This window comes from Cupriavidus sp. 2KB_3 (assembly GCF_052115685.1).
Classification (GTDB): domain Bacteria; phylum Pseudomonadota; class Gammaproteobacteria; order Burkholderiales; family Burkholderiaceae; genus Cupriavidus; species Cupriavidus campinensis.
The window spans coordinates 78,700-102,071 of record NZ_JBFRHD010000006.1 but is presented as its reverse complement, the minus strand read 5'-3'; the positions used below and the strand labels follow the sequence as shown (position 1 = coordinate 102,071).

The following is a 23,372-nucleotide window of genomic DNA, read 5'->3' as shown; positions in this document are numbered from 1 at the left end:
TGCCAGCGCCCCGCCTGGCATGGTGGCCTGCGGGGCGGACTGGCTGGCTGAGTGTCGGTCCGGTTGTTGCGACTTCTTGTTCTGTTGTCAGGCGGGAACGGCCGCGGCCATTCCCGGAGAGACTGCTTCCTGGCGCAGCGGCCATGCCCCGATGCCGCTGGCCACGTGGCGCAGCGCACCGGTGGCCGCGGCGGCCGGATAGGCCTCCACGACGCAGCGGCCCAGCTGCAGCGCACGCGCCACCAGCGGATCCAGCGGCAGGTAGCCCGCCAGGCTTGCCTCCACGCCCAGGTACTGGCTCGCCGTGCGGGCCAGGTTGCGCGAGAGGGCCATCACCGTCGCTTCCTTGTCCGCCATGTTGACGATCAGCTGGAAGTGACGGCATGCGAATTCATGGTGCAGCCGCTTGATGCAGGCATAGGCTGCGGTGATCGACGTGGCCTCGGGCCGCATCACGATCACGAAGTTGTGCGCCGCGCCGGCCATGGGCGACAGCGCGCCGGTCTCGCTCGACTGCGCATCGACCAGCACCGTGCGGATGCCTGGCAAGGCACGGTCGTCGATCGGCGCGCCGGCGGGCACGTTGCCGGCCGGCAGCACCGCCACGCCGCTGGCGGCGCGGGTGCCGAGCGCTGCGTCGAACGGCATCCGTCCGCCCAGCACATCGGCCAGCGTGGCCTTCGGCGCCGCGCCGGCCAGCCGGATAGCGCGCGCGGCGGCGCGGTCTTCATCGGCCAGCAGCACGCGTTCGCCCTGCATGGCGAGCGCGTTGGCCAGGCCGAGCGCCACGGTGGTGGTACCGGCGCCAGCCTCGCAGCCCACCACGGCGATACGCCGGGTAACGCGCGGTGCCAGCATGCGGCGCAGGCTTTCCGCCTGGTCGGAGCCCATCAGGTTCAAGGCTTACTCTCCTGCCGGGGCCAGTTGGCGCGCGCCGATGGCGTCCATCGCCTGGCGTGCCGCGTCGGGCGTGTCGTCAAAGGCCGGCGCCGGGGCCGCGTTGCGGCCCGGATAGTTCTCAAGCACGTCCAGCAGCGCCAGCAGGCGGCCCATGCCTTCGTTGAGCACGGCGCCGGACACCGGCGCGTTGACGCGGGCGGAGGCACGGCCAGCCAGGCGCGACAGGAACGCCGGGGCCGTCGGCGTGGGGTTGTGTTGCAGGCGCAGCGCGGTCAGGCCAAGCTGCACCGAGACCAGCGTGCCGAGTGTGTCGCCATCGCCCTCAACGTCGCCCTCGTTGCCCTGCGCGAAGTGCTCCATCGCATGGCGCAGCGTGCGGAACTGCTCCTCCGCATGGTGCGTCCACTGGGCCCAGCGGGCCACCTGGGCGGCCACGTCGGCCAGCGCGGGATCGCACAGCACGTAGTCCACGGACAGCATGTCGCCGGTTTCGCGGTCGACCAGACGGGACACCACGAGGCAAGCCTCGGTGCCGGCTTCGGCACCGGCGCCCTGGCCACGGCCACGCGCGGCGGCGCGCACCTGGCCTTCGGGCACGCGCACCATGCAGTGGCCGAGCCAGTGCACGGCGTCGCGGTCGCGGCAAGTGGTGTCGCCAATGGCGAGGAAGGTGAGCGTGTCCGCGATGGTGTCGAGCTTGTTGGCAGCGCCGTCGGCAATCACGCGCGTGGTCTTGCGCGTGCCGGCCACCCAGCGCTCGCCCAGTTGCTGCCAGCGCGCCAGCGTGGTGGCGGACGGCAGCGAGGCATTGAGGTTGACCACGGTGCGGGCAGCGGACAGCGTGGCGCGCACGGTAGCGGCTTCGGCTTCCGCCTCGGCCTCGGCCATCGACTGGCGCGTGCGGCCGGCGGGCACCACGGTGGTGGCCAGCGGCGTGCCGTCACGGTCGGCCAGCCACAGCGTCTGTTGCAGCAGTTGCGGGGCGCGGCGGCCCGGCACGGTCTGCGAGGCGGTGCCGGTTACGGCGAGTACATAGCGGTCGCACGCGCGGCTGGCGTCGCGGCACATCGACAGGCGCACCTGCTGGGCCATCTGGCGCAGCGCCGGCGCACCGGCCCCGCGTTGCTGCCACAGCGAGCGGGCCACGTCGAAGCCGTACTGCGCGCCGTTGAGTTCCTCCACGCATACGCCCACGGCGTTGGCGCTGTCGGTCAGCGAGCGCAGCACATCGTCGGCGCCGGCGCGCTCGGTCTGGGCCGGCTCGGCGGCGCTGGCCTGGCGGCGCGCCACATCGGCATCGGCAAACAGCGAGCCACGGCGCGGCGTCAGGAAGGCACGTTCCACCAGGGCATCGGCCTGGGCCAGTTCGAGATGCTCGGGCACGCGCTGGCCAGTGGAGGCGTAGAACACGGGCAGGCGATGACGGATCACCACGTCGAGCACCGAGCCGAGGTGGGTGGCTTCGTCCAGCTTGCTGATGATGCAGCCGTCGATGCCGGCGGCGTCGCCAGCGGTGTCGTTACGGTAGGCGTGCACCACTTCATTGAGGGTGTCGCCGTGCGCGGCGCCGTTGAGCAGCAGCACACGCTGCATCGGGGCCTGCACGCCAGCCAGCATCGAGATCTGGTCAGACAGGCTGCGGTCGCGCTGGCTCATGCCCACCGTGTCGATGATGACGAGGTGCTTGTCCTTCATGGCCGACAGCGCGAAACGCAGGTCGGCGGCGTCCTTCACGGCGTGCACGGGCACGCCGAGGATGTCGCCATAGATGCGCAGCTGCTCGTGCGCGCCGATCCGGAAGCGGTCGGTGGTCAGCAGCGCGAGCTTGCCGGGGCCGTGGCGCAGCACGAAGCGCGCCGCCAGCTTGGCGGTGGTGGTGGTCTTGCCGACGCCGGTCGGGCCAATCAGCGCGAGCACGCCGCCCTGCGCGAACAGCGTGTCCTCATCGGCCAGCACCGGCACCTTGCGGGCCAGTTCCTGGCGGATCCAGGCCATCGCGGCCGGACGGTCCGTGCCCACGGGCAGGTGGGCGAGCAGCGTGCGCGAGAGCTGGCCCGAGAAGCCGGCGTTGACGAGCCATTCGAACAGCGACTCGCGCAGCGGGTCGCCAGCGGCCACGCCGGCGGGCGTGTTGGCCAGGCCGGCGAACTGGCGCTCCAGCATGCTGCGCATCGAGGCCAGCTCGCCGCGCAGGTCGCCGAGTGCGGCCGGCTCGGGGGCGTCCGCGGCCATCATCGACGGCATCTGCGCCATCGGGGCCGGTGCGATCTGGGACATCGGTGACAGCGAGCCCATCGGGCTCATCGCCAGCATCGGCGCGGATGGTGATGATGGCGCGTACGGCTGTGCCGTGGCGCTGACGGCGCCCAGGTCGGCATCGCGCATCGCCACGATCTCCACGCCACCCTCGACGGCCCGGTTGGACAGCACCACGGCGTCGGGACCCATGGCCTCGCGCACCTTGCGCATCGCTTCGCGGCCGTTGGCCGCCACAAACTTTGCCACGCTCATGTTCGTTCCTTACGCCGCGCCGCCGATCATTGCGGTAATGCGGATATTGCGGTTGTCCGGGACTTCGGCATGCGACAGCACCTTCAGTTGCGGCAGCGTGCGGCGCAGGAAGCGCGCCATCAGCGGCCGCAGCGGCGACGGCACCAGCAGCACGGGGTCGAGACCCATCTGCTCCTGGCGGCCCACCGCACCCTGCGCCTGCTGGAGCAGCGCGTCGGCGAGGCCCGGCTCGATGCCGCCGCCGTTGGCCAGCGCCTGTGTCAGCACGCGTTCCAGGCCGGCGTCGAGGCTGATGACCTGCAGGTCGGCATTGTTCGGGAACAGCTGCTGCGTGATGGCCCGGCCCAGCGCCACGCGCACCAGCGCCGTGAGTTCGGTGGGGTCGCTGACCTTGGTGGCATGCTCGGCCACCACGTCGAGGATCGTGCGCATGTCGCGGATCGGCACGCCTTCGTCCAGCAGGCTCTGCAGCACCTTCTGCAGGCCGGTCAGCGAGATCGTCTTCGGCACGAGGTCTTCGGTCAGCTTCGGCGATTCCTTGGCGATGCGGTCCAGCAGCGACTGCACCTCCTGGCGGCCCAGCAGCTCGGAGGCGTGCATCTGGATCAGGTGGTTCAGGTGGGTGGCCACCACGGTGCTGGCATCGACCACGGTGTAGCCGTAGGCCTGCGCCTGTTCCTTGAGGCTGGCGTCGATCCACACCGCCGGCAGGCCGAAGGCGGGGTCGCGCGTGACCGGGCCCGGCAGCGTGCCGCTGACCTGGCCGGGGTTGATGGCCATCCACTGGCCCGGCGTGGCCTCGCCGCTGCCGATCTCCACGCCCTTGAGCGTGATGCGGTAGGCGTTGGGCTTGAGTTCGAGGTTGTCGCGGATATGCACCACCGGCACCAGGAAGCCGATGTCCTGCGCGATCTTCTTGCGGATGCTCTTGATGCGGCCCAGCAGCTCGCCGTTCTGCCCGCGATCCACCAGCGTGATCAGGCGGTAGCCCACTTCCATGCCCAGCGGGTCGACCATCGTGACGTCTTCCCAGGTGGCTTCAGCGGCCTCGGCGGCCACGGCCGGCTTGCGCTCCTCGCGGACCTTGGTCTCGGCCTGCACGGCGTCCCGGCGCAGCATGTAGCGGCCGAACCAGAACATCGCGCCGGCCAGCAGCAGGAAGGCAAAGTGCGGCATGCCGGGGATGATGCCCATCGCACCGATGATGCCGGCGGTCAGGAACATCACGCGCGGGTTCGAGAACAGCTGGCCGGTCAGCTGCTGGCCGACGTCCTGCTCGTTCGACACGCGCGACACGATCACACCGGCGGCGGTGGAGATCACCAGCGCCGGGATCTGCGCGACCAGGCCGTCGCCGATGGTCAGCAGCGTGTAGTTGTGCACCGCGGTGCCGAAATCCAGGTCATGCTGCACCATGCCCACGACCATGCCGGCCGCAACGTTGATGAACATGATGATCAGGCCGGCGATGGCGTCGCCGCGCACGAACTTCGAGGCACCGTCCATGGCGCCGTAGAAGTCGGACTCCTGCGCCACCTCGGTACGGCGCTTGCGGGCACCTTCCTCGTTGATCAGGCCGGCGTTCAGGTCGGCGTCAATGGCCATCTGCTTGCCGGGCATGGCATCGAGCATGAAGCGCGCGCCCACTTCGGCGATACGGCCGGCACCCTTCGTAATCACCATGAAGTTGATCACGACCAGGATGGCGAACACCACGATACCGACCGCGAAGTTGCCGCCCACCAGGAAGTGGCCGAAAGCCTCGATCACCTTGCCGGCGGCGTCCGGGCCGGTATGGCCCTCCAGCAGCACCACGCGCGTGGAGGCCACGTTCAGCGACAGGCGCAGCAGCGTGGAGAACAGCAGCACGGCCGGGAACGCCGCGAAGTCCAGCGCCGTGCGGGTGTACATGCCCACCAGCAGCACCATGATGGACAGCGCAATGTTGAACGTGAACAGCAGGTCCAGCACGAACGCGGGCAGCGGCAGGATCATCATGCCGAGGATCATGACGATCAGCAGCGGTCCTGCCAGCGCCTTCAGCTGGGCGCCCGAGCGCAGGCCCGGGGTGTTGAAGAAATTCGTCAGTGCGTTCATGCGCGGGCTTCCGGTACGGCAAGTTCGTCCGGCACCACCAGCTCCGTCGGGCCAGAAGGCTGCGGACCGTTGGAGTAGTGCCAGTGTTTCAGTTGATAGACCCAGGCCAGGACCTCAGCCACGGCGGTATACAGGCCCGCCGGGATTTCATGGCCCAGCTCCACGTGCCGGTGCAGCGCCCGCGCCAGCGGCGGCGCGGACAGGATCGGCACACGATGTTCGGCGGCCAGTGCGCGAATGCGAGCGGCCACTTCCTCGGTTCCCTTGGCCACCACGCGCGGCGCGCCCATGCGGCCTTCCTCATAGCGCAGCGCCACGGCGAAGTGCGTGGGGTTGGTCACCACCACATCGGCCTTGGGCACCTCGGTCATCATGCGACGACGCGCCATGGCCCGCTGCTGCTGGCGGATGCGGGCCTTGACGTGCGGATCGCCATCGGTTTCCTTCAGCTCCTGCTTGACCTCTTCCTTGGTCATGCGGAGCTTCTTGTAGAACGTCCAGAGCTGCCAGGGCACGTCCAGCGCCACCACCAGCAGCAGCGAGCCGGACACCACGCCGCACACGTAGAGCACCAGCTCCATCAGGTGCAGCAGCGCCTCCTGCACCGGCGCGTTCATCAGCGCCACGGCCTCGGGCAGCTTGCGCCAGACCATCCAGGCGCCCACGCCGCCTACCAGCAGCGACTTGGCGATGGCCTTGCCGAGTTCCACCAGCGAATGCGAGGAGAACATCCGGCCCAGCCCCTGCAGCGGCGAGAGGCGCGAGAAATCGGGCATGAACGACTTGCTCGCGAAGAGCCAGCCGCCCAGCGCCAGCGGCGCCACCAGCGCAGCCACGCCGAACATCAGCAGCAGCGGCATGAAGGCCAGCAGGCTGTCCCAGATGGCGATGCCGAACTGCGACAGCATGCGGTTGGTGTCGAACGCCGTGGCCGGCTCGAAAGCCAGGCTCTTGTGCATGACGGCGTCCAGCCGGCGGCCCAGCGTGCCGCCCATGGCCCACAGGCCGATCACGCCTGTCATCAGCATCACGAACGTGCCGAGCTCGCGCGAACGCACCACCTGCCCCTCCTCGCGCGCCTTTTCAAGGCGCCGGGGTGAGGCGGGTTCGGTTTTCTCGAGATCGCTTTCCTCGGACATGGACGCTCCAACGCGAAGCGCGCAGGCGGCACTTCGTCAGCGAGGATTATCAAATCCCGGGGGCGCTGGCATTCAGGGGAAAAGGGAGGGAAACAGGTGCCTGTTTCAGGAATGAGGGGGGCAGCGGAGTTAACGGTCCGGGGGGTGCCGACCTTTAGGGGAAAGGTGCGCCTCCGGCCGCTTGGGCGCCGTTTTGGCACCGATCGGGCGGCCATCTTGCCATGTCTTGCCGATACCACGCAATGATGTGTTTTTGTTAAGGATTGCACCAAACATGTGATCTCAACAGCAATTCGACAGTCTTTGCGGGTTATCCGGGTAGTGTGGAGCGGCTTTCGCGAATCTCGTCAGGCTGTTGTGAACTGGCAGCCAAACAATAGATATTTGGTAGCATATCCTCCGTATCGATCACTTTCAGGGGACATGCGATGACAGCACAGACGGCGACTATCGACCAGGCCATGCTGGAAAAACTGGCCGCATCCGGCAGCCTGCAGCGCGTACGCGTCGTGGCGCAGACGGGCGGCTGGCGGATCGTGGTCCGGTACGGGACGAGCGAGAGCACCCTGGTGGTCCGGCGCGGCAACATCCGCGTCTGGCCGAAGCTCGACACGTTGGTCACCTTTCTCGTCCGTATGCAGATTGCAGAATTCGAAGTCGACGCCACGGCGTTCCAGCCTGGCACCCCCGTCGCCCGTCCACGCCTGGACGCCGCCGAGCGCATGCGCGCGGCCCATGAGGCGGCGGCTTATGACCGGTGGTTCAAGGGGCAGGTGCAGGGGGGGCTTGAGGACAAAGGCCCCACCGCAACCCACGAAGAGGTGGAACGGGAGATGGACGCACTGAAGGCTGCCGTCCGGGCCCGGGCGGGAGAACCGGGAGACAAGGCTTGATCGTCGTGTGGCGGGCCGCTGCAAGAAAGGACCGCCGCGCACTGTTCGAACGAACCCTGATACATAACCCGACGGCAGCCGTACGATTCGACGATCTGATTCGCGAGCGGGTCGAACGGCTGATGGCCTTTCCGGCCATGTACGCGGTCGGTCGCGCGCCCGGCACGCGTCAGATCGTGCTGGACGAGGAGCATATCCTCGTCTATCGGATCAAGCCGCGGCGCGAGATTATCGAAATTGTTCGAATCGTGGGCGCCCGCCAAGCGTTTCCGGGGCGTCGCGCCTGATGACGCAGCGCCCCGGCCCGACTTGCCGCGACGGCCTTACCGCACCACGTCCGCGTGGTCCGTCGACTCAGCCAGGGTGCGCCAGGCGGCCAGTTCGGCTTCCACGAACTTGTGCTTCTGTTCGATGCGGGCGACGGCGTCGGAGCCGAGCGGCAGGCGCAGCGGCGGATTATCGCTGTCCACCAGCTGCAGCATCGCCTCGGCGAGCTTCTCCGGGTTGCCCGGCTGGTTATGGTTGGCACCGGCGGCGAACACGCGCATCGCGCCCACGGTCTCGGCGTAGTCGGCAATCTCGGTCTTGGTGGCGACCAGCGAGTTGTCGTTCAGGAAGTCCGTACGGAAGAAGCCCGGCTCGACCACCGTGGCGCGGATGCCCAGCGGGGCCAGTTCCTGGGACATGGCTTCGGTCAGCCCTTCCACCGCGAACTTCGAGGCGCCATAGACGCCCCAGCCGTGATAGGCCGAGTAGCCGCCCAGCGACGAGATGTTGATGACATGGCCGCTGCGCTGCTGGCGCATCTGCGGCAGCACGGCCCGGGTAACGGCGAGCATGCCGAAGACGTTGGTGTCGAAGTTAGCCTTCGCTTCGGCGATGCTGGTCTCCTCCACCGCGCCGAGCACGCCATAGCCGGCGTTGTTCACCAACACGTCGATCCGGCCGAAGCGGGCCACGCCCTGGCGCACGGCCTCGATGGCGTCCGCTTCGCTGGTTACATCGACCTTGACCGCCAGCAGGCCAGGCTGATCGCCAATGGCATCGACAATGGCCTGGGGGTTGCGCGCCGTGGCGATGACGTGGTCGCCGCGCGCCAGCGCGTTGCGGACAAACAGCGTGCCGAAACCGCGCGATGCACCGGTGATGAACCAGACCTTCTTTTGGGATTGTTTCGAATCGGACATGACTGACTCCTGGGATTTGGGTGGCTCGGTTCCGGCCTTCGCTGCGTTCGCCGCGGCGCGTCGGTTACCGTTGAGACCCATGGTAGGTAGTCAGACTTCCACAAACAATGGTGATGTGGATTGCATGAAAAGCAACTACTGGTTGTGAATCGACCTCAGCCGGCATGCGCACTTTCCACCGTGACGCCGCCACGCACCGTCTCGACGATCGCCTGCCGCAGCAGCGGTGCGGCAATCGGCTTATGCAGCACCCGGAGGCCGCTGGCGTGGAGCGCCTTGAGCCGATCCGGCGCCGTGTCACCGGTGACGATCAGACCCGGCACCTCGGTGTCGAGGTATTCGCGCAACCACGCGATGGCCTGCCGCCCAGTCACCTGCGCGGCCAGCCGGAAATCGGCCAGGATCAGGTCCACCGGGGCCGGGCCGACGATGCGGGCGCGCTGGTGCGCGGCGCAAACCGCTTCCACCGTGGCACCCGCATAGACCGTATGGCCCCAGAACGCGAGCAGGTCGCCCAGCGCCGCGAGGATCTGCGGATCGTCGTCGACCAGCATCACGCCATAACGCGCCTGGAGGTCCGCCGGGGCGAGGCCTTCGGCGCTGGTCAGGGCAGACGCTTCCGGCTCGGCATCGCGCGCCAGCGGCACGGTCACCGAGAAATTGCTGCCACGGCCGGGCGTGGAGCGCAGGGTCACCGGATGGCCGAGCAGGTCCGCCAGCCGGCGCACGATGGCGAGGCCGAGGCCCAGCCCGTGTTCGCTCTGCACATTGGGCAACTGGGTGAATTCCTCGAAGACCAGCGCCTGCTGCGAGGGGTCGATGCCGGGCCCACTATCCAGAACCTGGATCTCGATTGCGCCGGGCCGGCGTCGGGCGCCCACCACGATGCGCGACTGCGGCGCGTAGCGCAGCGCGTTGCTCAACAGGTTGTCCAGGATGCGCCGCAGCAGTTCGGGGTCGCTGTCGATCCACGCCTGCGTGACCCGCACGCGCAGCGTGCTGCCGTGCTGGCTGGCCTGCTCGGCGTACTCATCGCGCAAGTCGGCGAGCAGCTTGCCCAGGGACAACGGCTGGCGCCGGGCCGGCATCAGGCCGGCGTCCAGCCGCGACACGTGCAGCAACCCGTCGAGCAGTCCGCCCATGCGGTCGAGCGTGCCGTTCAGGCGCTGGCTGATCTGCGAAGCTGCGTCGGCGCGGACATCGCCACACTCCGCCACTGCCGCCAGCGAGGCGGAAAGCAGCCCCAGCGCATGCACCGGCTGGCGCAGGTCGTGGCTGGCGGCGGCCAGGAAGCGCGTCTTGGCCATGTCGGCAGCGGTCGCCCGGTCGCGCTCATGCTCGAGCTGGCCGATCAGGGCAAGGTTCTCGAAGCGCAGCTTCACGCCGGTCAGCAGGGTGTGATAGGTGACGCGGCTGAAATAGCTGTTCACCACGATCATGGCAATGCCGAACGCCGCGTAGACGTTGTAGATGGGCTCCGGCTGCATCGCATTGTGGACGATGAACGGGCCGCCCATCAGCAAAACCATGCCGACGTAGATGCGCGGCTGGGCAGACAGCGCCGGCACGGCACCGCACGTCATGCCGGCCAGCACGATGCAGGCGAAGGCCGTCCACTCGGCGCCCGGCGGGAACAGCGCGGTCGAGCCGAGCCATCCCCACAACGCCGCCGATACCCATGACATTGCTGCGAAGCGATTGGCCCAGGCGCGCGGCGTGGCGCTGGACTCATACCGATAGAACACCATCGAGAGCAGGATGCGCGCGAGCGTGACGGCATAGACCATCGCCATCCACCACAGCAGCGGGCCGGCGTACGTGCTGTGGCGCAGCACGAACACGACGGCCACCGGAATCACGAAGTTGGCGAACAGGACCCCGTGCGACTGCCGATACAGCAGTCGCACCATGGCGGACTGGATGTCGCCACTGGGCTGGCTCATGAGGATTCCGGGAAGGCGCAGGCAAACAGGGCCGTGTGACGGCCGACGCCCCTTTATAGCATCGAACCCCTCAAGCCGAGACGCAAACGGCGCCCGGCGCGCGCGGACTGATTCCTCCCCGCAACACCCCCACGTTGGCGGGGCGGCGGGTTTAACGCAACTGCCATCAAGCTTGGGAACAGTCGGGTGGGTAGGTGGGAGCCTAGGCGAGCCGCCCGGGCTCCACGTCGATGCCGAGCTGTGCTGCCATCTCTTCGACCAGGGACTGCAGCCGCGCCACCTTGTCGGCCAGCTCACGATGGCTGATGCGCAGCGCTTCCAATTCCGACGACGAGCCGGCTTCCGGCGCCGAGGCCCCACGTGGTGCGGCCAGGTCCGCCACGCTGACCTCGCCGCAGAGCAGATGCATCCAGCGGCTCTCCCGCTCGCCCGGGGCGCGCGGCAGGCGGATGACGAGGGCCGGATTGCGCTCGGCCAGTTCGTCGAGAAACGCCTCGACGGACGAGATATCCGCGAAGGCGTGCAGGCGCGCCGTGTTGAGGCGCAGCTCCGCCGCCGTCTGCGGGCCGCGCAGCAACAGCGTGGACAGCAGCGCCGCCGACTGGCTCGGCACGCCAAGCACCTTGGCCATGTTCTGCTCGAAGCGCGGCACCCGGCTGCTGCTGCCCTCGAACACCAGACTCAGCGACTTCAGACCGTCGATAGCCGTCAGGATCTCGTCCTCGGACACGCTCATCACAGGGGACCGCGCGGTCTTCTGGTTGCAACCCGCCGCGAGCGCATTGAGCGAAAGCGGATAGGTGTCCGGCACGGTGTACTGCTTCTCCAGCAGCACGGCGAGCACGCGGCCTTCCAGCGCCGTCAGCGCGCGCAGCGGCGGCCGCGCCGGGATTTCTGTCGTAGCATTCATCAATGACATCAAGGTGAGAGGCGCGATCACGCGAAGGCGCCCATTGAATCGCAAGCGCGGGGACGATGCAACCGCAGCGCCCCCCGCAGCGCATCAAGCCATCAAACCATCAATCCATCAATCCATCAGGGCAGGATCACCTCCGCGGAGAGTCCGCCGCCTTCGCGGTTGCGCAGCGCCAGCTTGCCGCCCAGCGCCTGCGCCAGTTGCTGCGCGATGGCCAGCCCCAGCCCGCTGCCGCCGGTGTCGCGGTTCCGCGAAGCCTCCACGCGATAGAACGGCTGAAGCACGGCATCGAGCTGTTCCTCCGGGATGCCGGCGCCGCGGTCCATCACCATCAGCCGCAGGGCGCCGTTGGCGTCGCGCCGGGCGACGATCTCGGCCGCGCCGCCAAACTTCAGCGCGTTGTCGATCAGGTTGGTCAGGATGCGCCGCAAGGCATGCGGGCGCGTGACGATCGCCCCGCCCACGCATTCCTCCATGGTCACGGCCTTGCCGGTGTCCTGGTAGTCGTAGACCAGGCTTTCCAGGAACGATCCGATGTCGATGCGCGTATCGGCCTCGCCATCGACGTGCGTGCTGCGCGCGTACGCCAGCCCTTCGCGCACGAGCCGCTCGATCTCGGACAGGTCGCTGATGAGCTTGTCCTTCTCCACGGATTCCTCCGCCATCTCGGCACGCAGCTTCATGCGCGTGATGGGCGTCTGCAGATCGTGGGAGATGGCTGCCAGAATGCGCACGCGCTCCTCCACGAATTGGGCGATGCGGTCACGCATGGCGTTGAACGCCACCGCCGCATGGGCCACCTCGCTCGGGCCGGTCTCGCTCATGCGCGGGGTGGTCTGGTTCGGGTCGAGCGTGTTCGCCGCATCGGCCAGCGTTGCCAGCGGCCGGATGGCCTGCCGCACCGCAAGCCAGCTGCACAGCACCAGCAGGGCAAGTTGCGCCACCATCACATAGGGGAGCCAGCGCGCCAGCGGCGCCATGGCCGGGTGGACGTCGATGGTCAGCGGGCTGCCGTCGCTCAGCGTCAGGTGCGCCTGCAGGCGCTTGCCGTCGCCCGGAATCATCTCGACCCGGACCGGAAAGCGCTGGCCGGCCGCCTCCTCGATCTTGGTGGCGATGTCCTTGGCGCGCATGGTCATGTCGGGCACGCCCGGCAGCCCCGGACCGAGGATGTAGCGGTACGTCGGCCGGTCCAGCCGGTGGATCCAGTCAGGGCGCTCGGCGGCGGGCAGGCGGTCGAGAATGGCAATGGAGGTCGCCACTTCATTCTCCAGCGTGCCCAGCATGACCGTGCGCGCGGTGACGTAGCGTTCCATGAACAGCACCGTGAACGACATCGCATAGGCGATGACCAGCCCCGCCAGCAGGATCAGGAACAGCCGCGCGCTCAGGGTGCCGGGCCACCAGCGCACCCGCGGCGGCGCTACCAGGGCGGACATGGTCATTCGCGTGCCTCGGTGATCTCGACAGGCATCGCCAGCACATAGCCTTCGCTGCGCACCGTCTTGATGTAGATCGGCTCGCGGGCGTGGTCGCCCAGCCGCTGGCGCAGGCGGCTGACCAGCAGGTCGATCGAGCGGTCGAACAGCTCGGCGTCGCGGCCCTGCGTCAGGTTCAGCAGCTGGTCACGGTTCAGCACGCGCTGCGGATGGTCGACAAATACACGCAGCAGGCGGTATTCGGCGCCGCTCAGGGCCACGACGGTGCCGTCCTTGTCCAGCAGATGGCGTGCCGTGGTATCGAGGCGCCAGTCGCCAAAGGTGAGCAGCCGGCCCGCCTCGGACACCTGGAGGTTGGGCGGCAGCATCCGTGTGCGCCGCAGCACCGCCTTGATCCGCGCCATCAGCTCGCGCGCGGCGAACGGCTTGGCGAGGTAGTCGTCGGCGCCCATCTCGAGGCCGATGATCCGGTCCGTCTCGTCGCTGCGGGCGGTCAGCATCAGGATCGGGGTGCTCTTGTGCCTGCCGGCGCGCAGTTCGCGGCACAGCGTCAGGCCGTCGTCGCCGGGCATCATGATGTCCAGCACGATCAGGTCGACGACGTTCGACTCCAGGAACTGCCGCATGTGGCGGCCGTCCGGCGCAATGGTCACGCGCAGGCCGTTGCGGGTCAGGTAGGTGGAAACCAGCTCGCGGATTTCGCGGTCGTCGTCAACAACAAGGATATGGTCGATGTGGGCGTCCATCTGGCGGCGCTCTCGGTAGGTTTCAGTGGCGATGAGCGGAGTTTGCCCGCTCTGGCGATTGGTTGCACTTCCCTTTGTATGCCAATGTATCTGGCCAAGCCGGGCAGACAATACCTTACCTGGCGGCCGGCGGGCGATACATCCGGTACACGCGCACGGTGTCTGATAGCGACCATACACCACCCGAACGGAGCGCACTGCCATGACCACCCCCTCTTCCTTCACGCGCCGCACCTTTGGCGCCATGGCGCTGGCGGCAGTTGCCGCCGTCGGCATCAGCCTGGCCAGCGGCCAGTTTCCGGGGCTGGGCGACGCCCGTGCCGCCCGCATGGACGCCCCGGCGCCCCCGCTGGACGGCGCGACGACCTGGCTCAACTCGTCCCCGCTGACCCTCGAACAGTTGCGTGGCCGGGTCGTGCTGGTCGATTTCTGGACCTACTCGTGCATCAACTGCATCAACACCCTGCCGTATGTGCGCAAGTGGGCCGAGAAGTACAAGGACCAGGGGCTGACCGTGATCGGCGTCCATACGCCCGAGTTTCCGTTCGAAAAGGACGTGGGCAACGTCCGGGACGCCCTGAAGCGGTTCAAGCTCACCTACCCCATCGCCGTGGACAACGACTACAAGATCTGGCGCGCCTTCCAGAACAACTACTGGCCGGCGCTGTACTTCATCGACGCGAACGGGCGCATCCGCCACTACCACGTGGGCGAAGGCGATTACGAGCAGTCCGAGCAGATCATCCAGTCGCTGCTGAAGGAAGCCAAGGCTGGCGGCGCGGCACAGGCACCCACTGCGGCACCGGCGCAGTAAGCCGGCGGCCAACCCAAGGAGATTCCGCATGAAGCTTTACGCAAACGAGATTTCGTCGGCCACGTCGCGCGTGCGCATCGCGCTGGCCATGAAGGGTGTGCAGGTGGACATCGTCACCGTCGGCATCCTGGGCGACGGCGCCGAGAACCGGCAGGCGGACTACCTCGGCATCAATCCGCAAGGCCTGGTGCCGGCGCTGCAGACCGACGAGGGCGAACTGCTGACCCAGTCACTGGCTATCGTCGAGTACCTGGACGAGCGCTTCCCGCTGCCGCCACTGCTGCCCAAGGACGGTGCGGGCCGCGCCTTCTCCCGCTCGATCGCCCTGGCCATCGCCAGTGAAATCCATGCGCTGGTGCCACCGCGCGTGGCCGCCCACCTCGCCAGGATCCCCGGCATGGGCGCGACGGGCGTCGTGGCGTGGATCCGCCACTGGATCCTGGAAGGCCTGAGCGCCGTGGAAGCCCGCCTCGCCACCCGCCGCACCGGCCCCTACGTGGCCGGCAACACGCCGACGATCGCGGACATTTTCCTGTTCCCGCAATCGATCAACGCCGAGCGCGCGGGTATCGAACTGGAGCAATGGCCAAATATCGCGGAGATCATGGATCGGCTGCGGGACATCAAGGCGTTTGCGGAGAATGTGCCGGCGGCGCGGTGCTGATCCGGGGGATGGCTAGGGGAGTGGGACCCAGAGGGCGACGGGCCGCGCCTGCCGGTATCCGCAATGGCGCCGGAATGCCGCAAGCGCGGCCAATGAGTTGAGCGAGACGAACTGATAGTGCGCCTCGCCAATCGCGTGTGTGGCGCGCAGTTCAGGGGAAAACCAGCCCATCAGCTCGAGAACTCGGCCATAACTCAAGGACATGCGAGCGATGGCCTCCGCGGGCGTTCTTGGGGCTGGCGCAACGATGCGCGGCGTGAAGTGTTGACGCGCCCGGTCTTCCACCAGCAGCGGCCCGGCTTTCCAGACCGGCTCAAGATGGGCGATGCGGTTGCGAAGCCAGTTGCAGTAGTCCATTCTGGCGAACAACTTGTCCCGGTTCCGCTGGCTCGCCCAGTACGCAACGGCCTTGTATCGATGGCCGGGCAACGCATCCACGAGGATCGGCCCCCATGCGATCGGGCTGCCCCCCGCATCGGCCTCCGCATCGAGCAAATGGGGCCAGAACCCAAACGTCAGCCTGGAGACCACATCGTCCGGTGACACGTCTGGAACACGCTTCACCCACGCCATTCGACCCTGGATGCGCAAGCGCTCATGCGTAATCCTGCGCACCGCCTCAGCCGAGGTTGGTGCAAGTTTGATGGCACTGTACCAATCACCGGACGCGTTTGCCTGGCTGGCACCGTAGTGTTGTCCAAATGCTTGATGAAGGCGGTTGCGCATCACGACCTCCGCAAGGCGCAGTGCATCCGCCAGGTATCCGGCCAGCGCTTCGCTCCAGCAATAGACGCCATACGCCTCCCGATCCGAGGCCACCGAGAAGAACCTTCTGTAGGTACTCAGTCTCGGTCGCGAGATGGCCCTGATGATGCCCTCCAAATACTCTTGCTTCAGACTGCTCATTCCAGTTACGATAGCGTCGTACGCGCTTGGAACTCAATCTTGACTGCGCTCTCAATCCTTCGACAGCCGCCACGATCCAAGACGCCAATGAGTGGAAAGGCCGCATTCGTGCGGCCTTTTTGCTTTCTGCCGCCGAGCGGCGCGCACGCAGTCAGTGTCCGGAAAGCCGGGGCGATTTTCGATAAGACGACTCTGAAAGATTGTGGGGCGTTGCGAGAAGCCGCCACCCCCGCATAACAAAGCGCGAAAACATTCGTTCGCATCGCGGGGGGCACGGCGTAGGGTCTTGGACTATTGGCCAGTCCGGCCTTGTTCGAACGGATTCCGATGACCGCTTCCCGCCGCCAGTTCCTGCGCTTTGGCGCCACGCTTGCCGCTGCACCCGTGCTGATTTCCACCGCGCGGGGGCAGTCGCGCCCCGTTCTCAAGGCGGGGGATCAAAAGGGCGGCCTGCGCGCGCTGCTCGAATCCGCCGATGCGCTCAAGGGCATTGGCTATGACATCCAGTGGACCGAGTTCCCGGCCGCCGCGCCGCTGGCCGAGGCGCTCAATGCCGGCGCCGTCGATTGCGGGCCGATTGGCGATGCGCCCGCAATCTTCGCGCTCGCAGCGGGTACGCGGATCAAGCTGATCGGGGCCAATCGGTCCGACCCTTACGGCACCGCGATCCTCGTGCGCCCCGATTCGCCGCTGAAGACCGCGGCCGACCTCAAGGGCAAGAGCATCGGCACGAACCGGGGCTCGATCGGCCATTTCGTGACGCTGAAGGCGTTGGCGTCGGCCGGCCTGAAACCCGAGGACGCGAATATCCGCTTCCTGCCACCGGCCGATACCAAGCTCGCGCTGACCAACGGCTCCGTCGATGCCTGGGCGACCTGGGAACCGTACACGGCCATGGCGGAGACCAGCAGACACGCCCGCGTGCTTGTCAGCGGGCGCGGCCTGTGGTCGGGGCTCAGCTACCTGGCCGCCACCGACGCGGCGCTGGCCGCCAAGCGCGCGGTGCTGGCGGACTTCCTCCAGCGCGTGGTGCGCGCCCAGGTCTGGTCCTATGAACACGTGGCGGAGTTCTCCGCCACGCTGGCCCGCATCATCGGTATCTCGCCGGAGGCGGCGCGGCTGCAGTTCGAGCGGCGCCACACGACCTGGCAGCCGATCGATGCCAGCCTGGTCGCCACCCAGCAGCAGACCGCTGACTTCTACCTCAAGTCCGGCCTGCTGAAGCAGCGGCTCGAAGTGGCATCGACGTTCGACACCCGCTTCGGACTGCCCGCCTGACTGCCCGCCTGACAGCGCTCCGGGGCAGCGCCCTACTTCGCTGGCCGCCTGGCGAGCAAGGGCTCGCTCACGCCGTCGACACCTACCAGCCCGAGCACCGTGGTGAGTGCCCACTGGGCGCCCTCGTGGGCATTGGTCGGGTCGAACCATTCGTCGCGCGAGTGGGAACCGCCCGACTTGCCGCCACTGCCGAGAATGACCGCCGGAATCCCGAGCGACATCGGCACATTGGCATCGGTGCTGCCCCCACGCAGGCTGGGCGCTTCCTTGCTGTTGGCCTTGATCACCCGCACCGCCGACTGCACGATGACCGAGTCGGTGGCCGTCTGGCCCGCCGGCCGGTCGCCGATCTGGCGCGCCTGGAAGGTGATCTCGTTGCCCTTGGTGGGCGACCAGCGGCCGTTCTCGTCGGCCACGCCCGATGCGATGGCGGACATGATGTGCTTCTCGGTCTCGAGCAGGGCAGGCGTGCCGTTGGAGCGGATATCGACGGCCATCCTGGCGTCGCCAGCGATGGCATTGACCGATGTGCCGCCCGCCACCGTGCCCACCGTGAACGTGGTCTTCGGGTCCGTCGGCGTGCGCACGTCGCTGACCTTGCCAATCGCGCGGCCCATCGCCTGGATGGCGCTGGGCAGGCCGAACGCGCCGAAGCTGTGGCCGCCCGGGCCACGGAACGTGATTTCGTAGCGATGGCTGCCGGTGCCTTGCGTCAGCACGCGCTCGCCGGTGCCCGGCTCCAGGCCGACCATGCCGTCGATATCGGGGTGATCGCGGAATACCGCCTTCATGCCGCGCAGATTGCCGAGCTCCTCCTCGCCAACATTGCCAACGAACACGATGTCCCCCACGGTGCGGACGTTGTTTTCGTTGAGCACCTTGAGCCAGGACAGCAGCACGGCCAGGCCGCGCGTGTCATCACCGATACCGGGCGCGTAGAGCTTGCCGTCGCGGGATTTCACGGTGACGTCGGTGCCTTGCGGGAATACGGTGTCGAGGTGGGCAGAGACCAGCAGCTTGGGCCCCTTGCCGGTGCCCTTGCGGATGCCGATGGCATTGCCTTCGGCGTCGATGCGCGCATCGGCCAGCCCCAGCGCCTTCAGGCGCGACACGAAGTACTGGGCGCGTGCGGACTCCTTGAACGGCGGCGCGGGAATCTCGGTCATCGTCTTCAGTTCGGCCAGCGCGCGGGCGTCGTCCGCCTTGACGTCGTCGAGCAGCTTCTTCACCACCGGCGAAGCCTCGAGGCGCGTATAGGTGCTGTCAACCTGGGGCGAGACCTGCGGCACCGTCAGCGTCTGCGCGGCGGCGATACCGGCGAAGGCCAGCGTGGCGAACGGAACAGCGTGACGGGCGAAGACGGTACGGCAAACGGCGGGCATGGCGACGGTATCCTCTGGCAGTGATACGACACGAAGGCCCGGCCCGGGACCTGCTCGGTACCGCGAAGCCGGGGAGCGGTCACATTCTGCCAGCGAACGCCGCAATGTGCTCGACGCGCCGTCTCCAAAAACAAACGGGACAATCGCCCCACGCGATTGTCCCGTTGCATCCTGCGATTGACCTGATGCGGCGTCAGAAGCCCAGGCTTGCCAGCAGATCGTCCACCTGCGACTGGTCCGACACCACGTCGGCCTTGCCCTCGGGGTTGATCTGCGGGCCGTTCATCAGCGTGGGCGGTGCTTCCACGCGGCGTTCGGCCGGTACGTTGTCGATCAGTACCTGCAGCAGCTCCTGCTCCAGCGAACGGATCATGTCCATCATCTTCTTGATGACCTGGCCCGTCAGATCCTGGAAGTCCTGGGCCATCATGATGTCGAGCAGGTGGCTGCCCGTGGCCTTGGCCTTCTGCGGCACCTCGGTCAGGAACTCGCGCGTATCGAGCACCAGGGCCCGGGCATCGCCCAGTTCCACGGGGGTCTCGAACCACGCTTCCCAGCGCTTGTCCAGCGCGTTAGCCTTGGCTTCGAGATCTTCCTGCAGCGGCTGCGCCATTTCCACGGCCGTGAGCGTGCGCTCTGCGGCCTGCTCGGTCATGGCGGCGATGTAGCTCAGGCGGTCGCGCGCGTCAGGAATGGCCTGTGCGGCCCGCTCGATTTCCTTGTCGAGCCCCAGCTCCCGCATGTTATCGCGCAGCATCCGCGTAAGGTTGCCGATGCGATGGATGATCTGCTCGGCCGATTCATTGCTGAAAGTCGGAGTCGTCGACATGTCGTGCCCCTCTTACTGACCCAGCTTCTCAAAGATCTTGGTGATCTTCTCGTCGAGCGTCGCCGCGGTGAACGGCTTCACCACATAGCCATTGGCGCCAGCCTGAGCCGCAGCAATGATGTTTTCCTTCTTGGCCTCGGCCGTCACCATCAGCACCGGCGTCTTGGCGATCTCGGGAATCGCGCGGATCGACTGCAGCATGGTCAGACCGTCCATGTTCGGCATGTTCCAGTCGGACACCACGAAGTTGAAGCTGCCGTCCTTCACCTTCTCCAGGCCGGCGGCGCCGTCCTCGGCTTCTTCCACGTTGGTGAAACCGAGTTCCTTGAGCAGGTTACGGATGATCCGACGCATGGTCGGGAAGTCGTCGACCACGAGGATCTTGATGTTCTTGTCCACTTTACGGCTCCAATACGGTTGTGGATAACAAATACGAAAACTGCGCCCGGCGCGTGCCCAGGGTCTGTGCCCTACACGCGCTGCGCCCGCGCACCGAAGGTGGCCAGGTGCGCCATGACGCGCTGGCTCATCGAATGCAGGGGCACTACTTCATGCACGCCGCCGGTGGCGATGGCCTCCTTCGGCATGCCAAACACGATGCAGGACTGCTCGTCCTGCGCAAGGTTGTAGGAGCCAGCCTCGCGCATGCGCAGCATGCCGCGCGCGCCGTCCTTGCCCATGCCGGTCAGGATCACGCCCGTGACGTTCTTGCCGCCGTGCACGGCAGCGGAGTCGAACAGCACATCCACCGACGGGCGGTGCCGGTTCACCGGCGCTTCCTGCGACAGGTGCGCCACATAATTGGCGCCGCTCCGCGCGAGCAGCAGGTGCGAGTCACCCGGCGCGATGTACGCGTAGCCGGGCAGCACACGCTCGCCGTGCTCGGCCTCCTTGACCGTGATGCGGCACAGGCCGTTCAGCCGCTGCGCGAACGATTTGGTGAAGCCGGCCGGCATATGCTGGACGATCATCACGGCCGGGCAGTCCGGCGGCAGCGGCATCAGGAATTCCTTGATGGCCTCGGTGCCGCCCGTGGACGCGCCCACGATGATCAGCTTTTCCGTCGACAGCAGCGGCGTGCGCAGCACCGGCGCAGGCGGCGCGCCTTCTGCCGCGCCCTCGGCGCGGGGGGCCCGCACCCGGGCACGCGACGCCGCGCGGATCTTGTCGGCGATGGTGTCCGTGTACTCCATCAGCCCGTCGCGGATGCCCAGCTTGGGCTTGGTGACGAAGTCCACCGCACCCAGTTCCAGCGCGCGCATGGTGATTTCGGACCCGCGCTCGGTCAGCGACGACACCATCAGCACCGGCATGGGCCGCAGGCGCATCAGGCGTTCGAGGAAATCGAGCCCGTCCATGCGCGGCATTTCCACGTCCAGCGTCAGCACGTCCGGGTTCAGGCGCTTGATGAGGTCGCGCGCCACCAGCGGATCGGGGGCAGTGCCCACCACTTCCATGTCTGTCTGGCTGTTGATGATCTCGGTCATCAGGCTGCGGATCAGCGCGGAATCGTCCACGCACAGCACCTTGATCTTCGCGGCGGTCATATCTGGTCTCTACGTCTCATTTTCAGGTCGGCACCCTTGCCGTGGCCTGCCGCGTAAACAATTCCACTGCGCCTCGTACGGGCGCCTTCGTGGAGGTGGAAATCGCGCGTGCCAGCGCACGCTCCTCGCGTTCCACGCCTACCGTATCGTCTTGTCGAGTCAGCCGGCGCACCAGCGCCAGGCCGCTGCGCGGGAAATAGCTCACCCGTCGCGCGTGCGGGCCGCGCAGGTCCTGCGCCGCCACGCGAATCTCTTCGGTCTTCAGGTACTTCAATACAAAATCGGCATTCCGATCCCCAATATTGAGGGTCGTCATGTTCGCCAGTACCGCGCCGCCACCAAAAACCTTGGCTTCCAGGCGCTCGCGCCGGGCGCCCATCTTCAATAGTTCATTGATGAGCACTTCCAGCGCGTAGCAGCCGTAGCGCATCGAGGCGGACAGCATGCGGTCCGGCCCGGCGTTCTCGTCGTCCGGCAGCATGAAATGGTTCATGCCGCCCACGCCCGCCACCTCGTCACGGATACAGGCGGCCACGCATGAGCCGAGCACCGTGGTGAGCACCACATCCTCGCCGCTCACGTAATACTCGTTCGGCAGCAGCTTGATGGCCTGCTTGCCGAACTCGCGGTCGAAGTACTTGCGGGTGGCAATGGCTTCCGGCATCTGGGGCGTACGCATCATGCACCTCCGCTGCCGCCCTTGCCGGCGAGTTCGTACACGGTCTGTCCGCGCAGCTGGAATGCGCGCGTGACATACGAGAAATTCTCGGAATGGCCGGCGAACAGCAGGCCATTCGGCTTGAGCAGCGGGGCAAACCGTTCCAGGATGCGGCCCTGGGTCGGCTTGTCGAAATAGATCATCACGTTGCGGCAGAAGATGGCGTCGAACTTCTCGCGCAATCCCCATTCCGGCGCCAGCAGGTTGAGCGGCTCGAAGGTGATCGTCGAAGCCAGGTCCGGCTTCACCTTGACCGAGCCCGAACGTGCGCCGGTGCCCTTCAGGAAAAACCGCTTGAGCCGTTCCTGCGAAAGTCGCCCCACCTGCTCGGCCGTGTACACGCCGGCGCGGGCCTTGGCCAGCACCTGGGTGTCGATGTCCGTGGCCAGCACCGTGCCGGCGCGGTCGCCCAGCGCCTCGGCCAGGGTGATGGCGATGGAGTACGGCTCCTCGCCCGTCGATGCCGCCGCGCACCACACGCTGTAGGGCCGGCCAACCTTCTTGGCGTGCTCGGCCAGCAGCGGGAAGTGGTGCGCCTCGCGGAAGAACGAGGTCAGGTTCGTGGTCAGCGCGTTGGTGAAGAACTCCCATTCCTGGGAGCGATCATCAGACTCGAGCAGGGCCAGGTAGCTGCCGAAATCGGCCAGTCCCAGCGAACGCAGGCGCCGCGCGAGCCGGCTGTAGACCATCTCGCGCTTGTGACTGCCGAGCGAGATGCCCGCGCGCTTGTGAATCAGCGCGCGCACCTTCTCGAAATCATGCTCGGTAAGCAGGAAGTCACGCATGTCGTCGCGCAGCGGCGCCAGCACCGGTACGGCGGGTGCGGCAACCGCGCCTGGCTTCCCGATGGCGCTGGAGGAAGAACGGAGCGGCGTCATGGTGTATATCTTCGTGGAGTGCCGGGGGTCGGCGGGTAAATCTTATGGGGCTTCTGGGCGATCTTGCCGGCTGGCCCGATCAGGCCAGTTCGGCTTCCACCAGCTCCATCTCGGAACTGGTCATCATGCGTTCGATGTCGATCAGGATCAGCATGCGGCCTTCCACCGAGCCGAGTCCGGTAAGGTGCTCGTTCGAGACCGACACGCCGAACTCCGGCGCCGGCTTGATATCGTCACCGGTCAGCGTCAGCACGTCCGAGACGCCATCCACCACGATACCGACCACACGGCCCGCCACGTTGAGGATGATCACCACGGTCTGGTGGTCATAGCGCACGTTGCCGAGGTCGAACTTCAGGCGCAGGTCCACGATCGGGACGATCACGCCGCGCAGGTTGGTCACGCCCTTGATGAAGCCGGGCGCGTTGGCGATGCGGGTGACGGTCTCGTAGCTGCGGATCTCCTGCACTTTCAGGATATCGATGCCGTATTCCTCGGTGCCGAGCGTGAAGACCAGGTATTCCTGGCCAGAGGCTTCGCCTGCCTGGGTATCGATGTGTCCGATGCCGGCCATGTCAGTGCTCC

The 23,372-nt window shown here is 67.1% G+C and carries 21 protein-coding genes and 1 pseudogene; 5 read left to right on the top strand and 17 right to left on the bottom strand.

The window, feature by feature from the left end; translation table 11 throughout:
* Positions 1-87: 87 nt before the first annotated feature.
* Genes AB4120_RS07950 through flhB form a run of 4 tightly spaced genes read right to left on the bottom strand, consistent with a single transcriptional unit; the run spans position 88 to position 6,647 of the window.
* Positions 88-891, bottom strand: coding sequence for a MinD/ParA family ATP-binding protein (locus tag AB4120_RS07950; RefSeq protein WP_149139366.1), 804 nt, complete (start codon positions 889-891; stop codon positions 88-90).
* A 12-nt stretch (positions 892-903) separates the two neighbouring features.
* The gene (gene flhF / locus AB4120_RS07945; protein ID WP_149138690.1) at positions 904-3,411 is read right to left on the bottom strand and encodes a flagellar biosynthesis protein FlhF; all 2,508 of its coding nucleotides are present in this window, start codon (positions 3,409-3,411) and stop codon (positions 904-906) included.
* A gap of 9 nt (positions 3,412-3,420) precedes the next feature.
* Positions 3,421-5,508, bottom strand: a complete 2,088-nt coding sequence (gene flhA, locus AB4120_RS07940; RefSeq protein ID WP_144199888.1) for a flagellar biosynthesis protein FlhA — start codon at positions 5,506-5,508, stop codon at positions 3,421-3,423.
* Positions 5,505-6,647, bottom strand: a complete 1,143-nt coding sequence (gene flhB, locus AB4120_RS07935) for a flagellar biosynthesis protein FlhB (RefSeq protein WP_149138689.1) — start codon at positions 6,645-6,647, stop codon at positions 5,505-5,507. Before flhB ends, flhA begins: the two co-directional genes overlap by 4 nt.
* Before the next feature lie 428 nt (positions 6,648-7,075).
* Here flhB and AB4120_RS07930 point away from each other — a divergent pair, with 428 nt between their 5' ends.
* Together AB4120_RS07930 and AB4120_RS07925 are read left to right on the top strand one after the other, a co-directional pair.
* The gene (locus AB4120_RS07930) at positions 7,076-7,540 is read left to right on the top strand and encodes a hypothetical protein (protein ID WP_313817493.1); all 465 of its coding nucleotides are present in this window, start codon (positions 7,076-7,078) and stop codon (positions 7,538-7,540) included.
* 5 nt (positions 7,541-7,545) lie between these two features.
* Positions 7,546-7,827: a type II toxin-antitoxin system RelE/ParE family toxin gene (locus AB4120_RS07925; RefSeq protein ID WP_244844735.1), complete on the top strand. Its 282-nt coding sequence runs from the start codon at positions 7,546-7,548 to the stop codon at positions 7,825-7,827.
* A 36-nt stretch (positions 7,828-7,863) separates the two neighbouring features.
* On the opposite strand, the gene AB4120_RS07920 is transcribed toward AB4120_RS07925, so the two are convergent.
* The 5 genes from AB4120_RS07920 to AB4120_RS07900 form a co-directional block, all read right to left on the bottom strand.
* Positions 7,864-8,727 carry an oxidoreductase gene (locus tag AB4120_RS07920; protein WP_149138688.1) on the bottom strand — a complete coding sequence of 288 codons (864 nt, stop codon included), beginning with the start codon at positions 8,725-8,727 and terminating at the stop codon, positions 7,864-7,866.
* A gap of 155 nt (positions 8,728-8,882) precedes the next feature.
* The gene (locus tag AB4120_RS07915; RefSeq protein ID WP_441642126.1) at positions 8,883-10,670 is read right to left on the bottom strand and encodes an ATP-binding protein; all 1,788 of its coding nucleotides are present in this window, start codon (positions 10,668-10,670) and stop codon (positions 8,883-8,885) included.
* A gap of 202 nt (positions 10,671-10,872) precedes the next feature.
* Positions 10,873-11,580 (bottom strand): YceH family protein, encoded by a 708-nt coding sequence (locus AB4120_RS07910; RefSeq protein WP_144199878.1) that lies wholly within the window; start codon positions 11,578-11,580, stop codon positions 10,873-10,875.
* A gap of 125 nt (positions 11,581-11,705) precedes the next feature.
* Positions 11,706-13,025 carry an ATP-binding protein gene (locus AB4120_RS07905; RefSeq protein WP_149138687.1) on the bottom strand — a complete coding sequence of 440 codons (1,320 nt, stop codon included), beginning with the start codon at positions 13,023-13,025 and terminating at the stop codon, positions 11,706-11,708.
* Between the two features lie 2 nt (positions 13,026-13,027).
* Positions 13,028-13,771 (bottom strand): response regulator, encoded by a 744-nt coding sequence (locus tag AB4120_RS07900; protein WP_149138686.1) that lies wholly within the window; start codon positions 13,769-13,771, stop codon positions 13,028-13,030.
* 238 nt (positions 13,772-14,009) lie between these two features.
* Here AB4120_RS07900 and AB4120_RS07895 point away from each other — a divergent pair.
* Together AB4120_RS07895 and maiA are read left to right on the top strand one after the other, a co-directional pair.
* Positions 14,010-14,537: pseudogene (locus tag AB4120_RS07895) on the top strand (thioredoxin family protein); the annotation flags it as partial.
* Positions 14,538-14,613: 76 nt separating this feature from the next.
* Positions 14,614-15,249, top strand: coding sequence for a maleylacetoacetate isomerase (maiA, locus tag AB4120_RS07890; protein ID WP_441642125.1), 636 nt, complete (start codon positions 14,614-14,616; stop codon positions 15,247-15,249).
* 12 nt (positions 15,250-15,261) lie between these two features.
* On the opposite strand, the gene AB4120_RS07885 is transcribed toward maiA, so the two are convergent.
* The gene (locus tag AB4120_RS07885; protein ID WP_149138684.1) at positions 15,262-16,155 is read right to left on the bottom strand and encodes a hypothetical protein; all 894 of its coding nucleotides are present in this window, start codon (positions 16,153-16,155) and stop codon (positions 15,262-15,264) included.
* A gap of 327 nt (positions 16,156-16,482) precedes the next feature.
* Between AB4120_RS07885 and AB4120_RS07880 the strand changes: the two genes are divergently transcribed.
* Positions 16,483-17,433 carry an ABC transporter substrate-binding protein gene (locus AB4120_RS07880; protein WP_441642124.1) on the top strand — a complete coding sequence of 317 codons (951 nt, stop codon included), beginning with the start codon at positions 16,483-16,485 and terminating at the stop codon, positions 17,431-17,433.
* Between the two features lie 32 nt (positions 17,434-17,465).
* Here AB4120_RS07880 and AB4120_RS07875 read toward each other — a convergent pair whose 3' ends face one another.
* The 7 genes from AB4120_RS07875 to AB4120_RS07845 form a co-directional block, all read right to left on the bottom strand.
* Positions 17,466-18,815 (bottom strand): M20/M25/M40 family metallo-hydrolase, encoded by a 1,350-nt coding sequence (locus tag AB4120_RS07875; RefSeq protein ID WP_149138683.1) that lies wholly within the window; start codon positions 18,813-18,815, stop codon positions 17,466-17,468.
* Positions 18,816-19,008: 193 nt separating this feature from the next.
* Complete coding sequence (gene cheZ, locus AB4120_RS07870) at positions 19,009-19,644, bottom strand: protein phosphatase CheZ (protein ID WP_144199862.1); 636 nt, start codon at positions 19,642-19,644, stop codon at positions 19,009-19,011.
* Between the two features lie 12 nt (positions 19,645-19,656).
* Entirely contained in the window at positions 19,657-20,043 is a 387-nt protein-coding gene (gene cheY / locus AB4120_RS07865; RefSeq protein ID WP_144199859.1) for a chemotaxis response regulator CheY, read from the bottom strand.
* Positions 20,044-20,114: 71 nt separating this feature from the next.
* Complete coding sequence (locus AB4120_RS07860; RefSeq protein ID WP_149138682.1) at positions 20,115-21,191, bottom strand: protein-glutamate methylesterase/protein-glutamine glutaminase; 1,077 nt, start codon at positions 21,189-21,191, stop codon at positions 20,115-20,117.
* A 22-nt stretch (positions 21,192-21,213) separates the two neighbouring features.
* Entirely contained in the window at positions 21,214-21,870 is a 657-nt protein-coding gene (gene cheD / locus AB4120_RS07855) for a chemoreceptor glutamine deamidase CheD (protein WP_149139364.1), read from the bottom strand.
* Positions 21,870-22,787, bottom strand: a complete 918-nt coding sequence (locus AB4120_RS07850; RefSeq protein WP_144199853.1) for a CheR family methyltransferase — start codon at positions 22,785-22,787, stop codon at positions 21,870-21,872. Before AB4120_RS07850 ends, cheD begins: the two co-directional genes overlap by 1 nt.
* Positions 22,788-22,866: 79 nt before the next feature.
* Entirely contained in the window at positions 22,867-23,361 is a 495-nt protein-coding gene (locus AB4120_RS07845) for a chemotaxis protein CheW (RefSeq protein ID WP_092295931.1), read from the bottom strand.
* Between the last annotated feature and the right edge of the window lie 11 nt (positions 23,362-23,372).